Annotated in this window: 1 protein-coding gene; it reads right to left on the bottom strand. The window is 68.3% G+C overall.

What is annotated here, in order from left to right:
- Nucleotides 1-271, bottom strand: a 271-nt coding sequence (locus SB816_RS31775; protein WP_410548216.1) for an aromatic amino acid lyase, incomplete at both ends; no start/stop codon positions are given.

Here is a 271-nt window from a genome sequence, read left to right as displayed (position 1 = left end):
ACTGTTCCGAGGCGAACGAGAACGGTGCGATCTTCGCGAACGCGCGCTCGCCGACGAGCTGCGCGATCACCGCGATGTCCGGCGCGAAGTAGTGATCGAGCTCGTAGTGCGCGACCTTGCTGCGGATCGTCTCCATCACCGGCGCGAGCTTCGGGCTCGTGTGATGCGGCGCGCGCAGGTCGACGCCCTGGGCGGCGGCCAGCAGCTCGATCGCGAGGATGTGCTTGGTGTTGTCGGCGATGTCGGCGAGCTTGCGCGCGGCGAACGTCGC

The organism is Achromobacter sp. SIMBA_011 (assembly GCF_046535435.1).
Classification (GTDB): Bacteria; Pseudomonadota; Gammaproteobacteria; order Burkholderiales; family Burkholderiaceae_B; genus Achromobacter; species Achromobacter dolens.
Note: the sequence above shows the minus strand (reverse complement) of the source record. Positions and strands in the feature narration are given on the sequence as shown.